Genomic DNA, 4,360 nt, shown 5'->3' with positions numbered 1-4,360 from the left:
GATCTGCTTTGGCTATTCTGGCGCAGCAAAAGCACGGTGCTGGCCTTCACCTGCTGCCTGCTGATCTTGCTCTGCTCGCTGACCAGCCACTGGATTGCGCCACACAATGTGTTCGATACCACCACATTTGACCTGATGGACTCCGAATTGCCGCCATCGTGGATGAGCGGTGGCGACGCGCGCTTCTGGCTGGGAACCGATGTGCAAGGGCGCGATATTCTGTCGCTGATGCTCTATGGCCTGAATATCTCGCTAATTATTGGCGGCATCAGCGTGCTGTTATCAGTGCTGCTCGGCGTGGCGCTGGGCGTATTGAGCGGCTACTTCGGCGGTATAGTGGACACGCTGATCATGCGTTTTGCCGATGCGATGCTGAGCATTCCAACCATTATGTTCACGCTGCTGGTGAGCGGCGTGGCGCGCGTGGTGATCCCCAAAGAGCTGATGGGGCACTTCGCGCCGGCCATCCTCACCGGCGCGATTGCGCTAACCGGCTGGATGCAATACGCCCGCACCGTGCGAGGCTTGACCATGCTGGAGAAAGGGCGCGAATACGTGATGGCTTCCCGCATCAGCGGCGCCAATCATCTGCATATTATGCTGCGCCATATCGTGCCGAACGTGCTGCGTCCGGTGCTTGTGATGGCAACGCTGCATCTGGGCGTGGCGATTCTGACCGAAGCGACGCTCTCGTTTCTTGGCGTCGGCATGCCGCCGGATCAGCCCTCGCTGGGCACCTTAATTAATGAAGGCAACCAATATCTGTTCTCCGGACAGTGGTGGATTGTGGCTTTTCCCGCCGCGCTGCTGGTGATCCTTTCTCTCTCATTCAACATGCTGGGCGATTGGTTGCTGGACGCCCTTAACCCGAAATTACGTTAGGAGCCGAACGATGCAGCCAGCCAACGAGACGTTACTGGACGTCAGAGATCTCAGCATTGAGTTTCTCCATCGCAAGGGCAATTTGCAGGCGATACACCATCTGTCGCTCAGCATGCAGCCGGGAGAAGTGCTCGGCATGGTCGGTGAATCCGGTGCGGGGAAATCACTGACCGGCGCGGCAATCAGCGGGCTGTTGCAGGAGCCCGGACGCGTCAAGAGTGGTGAGATTTGGTTTCAGGGCCAGCGGATTGATAACCTGGATGACGATGCGCGTCGCCAACTGCGCGGCAAAGCCATCAGCTGTATTTTTCAGGATCCGCTTACCAGCCTCAATCCGGTGCTGACCATCGGCCAGCAACTGACTGAAACCATCCGTACCCATTTACCGCTCTCGGCGGCGCAAGCCAGTGAACGCGCCATCAACCTGCTGACCGAAGTGGGGATGAGTAGCCCGGCGCAGCGAATGCATCAATATCCGCATCAGCTTTCCGGCGGCATGCGGCAACGTGTGGTGATTGCGCTGGCGCTGTGCGTGGATCCGCAGTTGGTGATAGCCGATGAGCCCACTACCGCGCTGGATGTATCAGTTCAGGCGCAGGTATTACGCGTGCTCAAGCGTCTCTGTCAGCAGCACGGTACCGCCGTGATGCTGATCACCCATGATATGGGCGTGGTAGCGGAAGTGTGCTCGCGAGTGGCGGTGCTCTACGCCGGTCGCATCGTCGAAATGGGGCCAGTGGAAGAAGTGATTCGTTCGCCCAAACATCCGTATACGCGCGGCCTGATTAACTCGATTCCTTCCATGCGCGAACGCCATGAGTTTCTGGCTCAGATCGACGGCGCAATGCCACGTCTTAATACGCTGCCGGGCGGCTGCGCCTTTCATCCTCGCTGTCCACATGTCACTGAGCGCTGCCAACGACAACAACCGGAGATGCAGTTCAGCCATTTGTCACAAATCGCCTGCTTTTATCCGTATGGAGAAACGCCATGAAAAGTGAAAAAGCGCTGCCGCCGGAAGTATTAAGCGTGCGCGATCTGCACATTCGTTTTCAGCTCGGACGCGAAAAGCGGACTTCGCTGTTGCGGCGCGGTGCGAAGCGTGAACTGCATGCGGTGCGCGGCATCAATATCTCCATCCGCCAGGGCGAAACCTTTAGCATCGTCGGCGAATCCGGCTGCGGCAAATCCACCATTGCGCGGGCGCTGGCCGGGCTTTATATGCCATCAGAAGGCTCAATAAAATTTGCCTGGCAAGGCGAGGTGAGCGACAGCAACAGCGCGCAAAATGGCACCCAGATGATCTTCCAGGATCCCTATGCCAGCCTCAATCCGCGCTGGCGCATCGGACGTTCACTGGCCGAGCCGTTAGTGCTGAGTAAAAAGGTCGGCAGCACGCGGCAGGCAAGAAGCTATTGCGGACAACTGCTGGAGCAGGTTGGGCTTTCCGCTAACGATCTGGATAAGTTTCCGCATGAGTTCTCCGGCGGCCAGCGCCAACGCATCTCGATTGCTCGCGCCCTGGCCACGCAGCCAGGCTTTCTGATTTGTGATGAGCCGACGTCGGCGCTCGACGTTTCGGTGCAGGCGCAGGTGTTAAATCTGATGCGTCGTTTGCAGCAACAGCACGGGCTGACCTACTTTTTCATCAGCCATAACATGGCGGTGATTTCCCACATCTCCGATCGGGTCGGCGTGATGTACCTCGGCCGTATCGTGGAGCAAGGCACGGTGGAGGAGATTTTTTCCCGTCCCGCGCATCCTTACACGCGTCTACTGATTGCCGCGATTCCACAGTTCGATAATCCCTCGACTGAACGTGAACCGATCGTTGGCGAAGCGCCCAATCCGATGTCGCCACCGCTCGGTTGTGCCTTTGCCGCCCGCTGCAGTCACGCCCAGCCGCTGTGTCAGCAAGCGATGCCGCCGGTACATGATCTGTCTGATGAGCATCAGATTGAGTGCCATTTCCCTGCGGCCGTCGCCGCAGCCTGAACGTTACAAGGAGATCGCCGATGGAAAGTCTATTAATTCAAAATGTTATGCCGTTTGATGAGATCCAGCCCGTTGATCTGTTGCTCGAAAATGGCGTTATCGCGACGCGTGGCCATAATTTGCCGGTGCCCGCAGGCGCAAAAGTCATCGATGCCAGCGGCATGCAGGCATTTCCTGGCTTAGTGGATGGCCATGCACATCTCGACAAAACCTTGCTGGGACGAGACTGGTATCGCAACGAAGTGCCACGCAATCTGGCGGCGATCATCGCCAATGAACGCGATTATCGCCGCGAGCAGCAGCCCGATCCGCAGTTGCAGTCAGAACGTATCACGCGTCGCGCCATCGCGGCAGGTACCTCATTTATTCGCACCCATGTTGATATTGATAACGAAATCGGTCTGGCGAATCTGGAAGGCGTGCTGGAAACACGGCGTCGGCTGGCCGATCAGGTGGATATTGAGATAGTGGCGTTTCCGCAAAGCGGCATTTTGCAAAGTCCCGGCACTGAAGTGCTGTTGGATCGCGCGCTGCAAATGGGCGCCGAGCTGGTGGGCGGTTTAGATCCCTGTTCATACGATAAAGATCCGGTACGCCATCTGCAGATCATCTTCGAGCTGGCGGTTCGTCACGGCAAAAAAGTGGATATTCATCTGCACGAACGCGGTGAACTGGGCGCGTTTAGCCTTGAGTTGCTGATTGATTTTACCCGCCGTTATCAGATGCATAATCGCGTCACGCTCAGCCACGGCTTCTGTCTCGGCATGGTCGAACCGGCGCGCCAACAACAGTTTGCCGAAGAGATGGCGGAGCTGGGAATGTCGGTTGCAACAACCGCGCCGGCGGATATCGCGGTTCCGCCTTATGAATTGCTCACCGACGCGGGCGTGGCATTTTGCGCCGGTAATGACGGCGTGCGCGATACCTGGAGCCCTTACGGCAGCGGCGATATGTTGCAACGCGCCGTCACCATGGGGCTGCGCTATCGCTGGCGTCAGGATCGCCAGATTATGCGCGCGGCGCACACCATTACCTTTGGCGGTGCCCGCGTGATGACGCTGGACAATTATGGTTTGCAGCCCGGCAATCGCGCCGATTTGGTGTTGATTCCCGGCCGTAGCATGGTGGAAGCGCTGGTGGAGTTGCCGCGCGACCGTAAGGTATTCAAAGGCGGCAAACTGATCGCCGCTGACGGGGAGTGCCTGTTCTGATGAGCGAAAAAGTAACCCGACTGCGCGCCGCGTGGGTGGTGGGCTATCGCGATGGCGATCACTGCCTGCTGGCGGATGGCGAAGTGGTGTGGCAGGGCGAACGCATTCTGTTTGTGGGTTTTGATTATCCTGGCGAGGTGAATGAAGAGATTAACGCCGGGAATTGTCTGGTGGGGCCGGGATTTATTGACCTTGATGCACTCGGCGACCTCGATACCACCGTGCTGGCCTTCGACAACCAGCCCGGCTGGAAAAAAGGGCGCATCGTCGCC

At 57.9% G+C, this 4,360-nt stretch carries 4 protein-coding genes and 1 pseudogene; all 5 read left to right on the top strand.

The features are described from left to right. On the top strand, positions 1 to 882 hold an 882-nt coding region (locus RTM06_RS22485), incomplete at its 5' end, for an ABC transporter permease (RefSeq protein WP_312184765.1). A 10-nt stretch (positions 883 to 892) separates the two neighbouring features. Next, positions 893 to 1,876: an ABC transporter ATP-binding protein gene (locus RTM06_RS22480; protein ID WP_312184764.1), complete on the top strand. Its 984-nt coding sequence runs from the start codon at positions 893 to 895 to the stop codon at positions 1,874 to 1,876. Beyond that, positions 1,873 to 2,877 (top strand): ABC transporter ATP-binding protein, encoded by a 1,005-nt coding sequence (locus RTM06_RS22475; protein WP_312184763.1) that lies wholly within the window; start codon positions 1,873 to 1,875, stop codon positions 2,875 to 2,877. Before RTM06_RS22480 ends, RTM06_RS22475 begins: the two co-directional genes overlap by 4 nt. 20 nt (positions 2,878 to 2,897) lie before the next feature. After that, complete coding sequence (locus tag RTM06_RS22470) at positions 2,898 to 4,088, top strand: amidohydrolase family protein (protein ID WP_312184762.1); 1,191 nt, start codon at positions 2,898 to 2,900, stop codon at positions 4,086 to 4,088. After that, positions 4,088 to 4,360, top strand: a pseudogene (locus RTM06_RS22465) (ethylammeline chlorohydrolase); the annotation flags it as partial. The gene RTM06_RS22470 and the pseudogene RTM06_RS22465, both read left to right, overlap by 1 nt.

Origin of the sequence: Pantoea sp. CTOTU46764 (genome assembly GCF_031974595.1) — a bacterium.
Lineage (GTDB): Bacteria > Pseudomonadota > Gammaproteobacteria > Enterobacterales > Enterobacteriaceae > Pantoea > Pantoea trifolii.
The sequence above is the reverse complement of the archived record's forward strand: the minus strand, read 5'-3'. Positions and strand labels throughout refer to the sequence as shown.